The organism is Autumnicola tepida (assembly GCF_031846485.1).
GTDB lineage: Bacteria > Bacteroidota > Bacteroidia > Flavobacteriales > Flavobacteriaceae > Autumnicola > Autumnicola tepida.
On record NZ_JAVRHQ010000089.1, the window covers coordinates 1 to 863 of the forward strand.

Below are 863 nucleotides of genomic sequence, written 5' to 3' on the forward strand. Positions count from 1 at the left end.
AACGGTTACGGTTATGGACAAGTAGCGGGAGTAGGACGCGAATTTTGTCGGCTTTACCGTTTTTCCTTATTGGTTTTCTAAATTACACTTTTTCCTATAAACCCGCTATTTGCTATAACCGATGTTACCTGCTGGCCTTAGTTATAATTTCCATTTGCCCATTTTATTGTTGGTTGAATCCATTCTTTTAGCGGCTTAAATAAAAATCCGTGTTGCAATCCAGTGTTTAATTCAATTTCTTTAAAGTTTTTTATCTCGCAGCTTGAATTTTCTTTTCGTTCGATTGCAGAAACTCCAAATGGATCTGATTTTTCGTAAATCGTTAAAATATTTCCACAATAGTTTATTTCTGGAATATTTTCAATGTCATTGTTTCTATAACTTGCGATAAGCACAAAATTTAAGTCAGGATTATTTGCCAAAGTTGAAACGTATTGAGCTATATATCCACCTTTTGAGGTTCCAACTATTGTTATTTTATTGGGATCAATTCCGTTTTTTGTTAAGCTGTCAATTTGCTTTACAATTCCTACTGCATATTCTCTAGCATTTACAATTCCGTTTCTTTTTTCACTTATAACATCAAATCCACTTTTTTCAAATTCCGCTATGATTTCTTTGTATTCAGTCCGTCCAAATTCTGGATGAGATTCATTTAATTTGTGAGTTTCTAAAAATCGGTTGTGAAGGAAGAATATAAATCTGTCGTTCTCTTTATTTTGGATATCATATAAAATTGAACAAATAATTATTCCGATAAAAAGAATTGTTCTCATTTATTAAATAAATTCATTTGTAGCTAATTTATTAAATTTCGGTCAGTTTTCTTCTTTCCAGAATTTTTGTGGGCTTGCAGGTAACGG

1 protein-coding gene is annotated in these 863 nt (G+C 31.6%); it reads right to left on the bottom strand.

Translation table 11 applies throughout. The annotated features are described in order from the left end of the window. Positions 1-137 precede the first annotated feature (137 nt). Complete coding sequence (locus RM553_RS19515; protein WP_311536639.1) at positions 138-776, bottom strand: alpha/beta hydrolase; 639 nt, start codon at positions 774-776, stop codon at positions 138-140. Between the last annotated feature and the right edge of the window lie 87 nt (positions 777-863).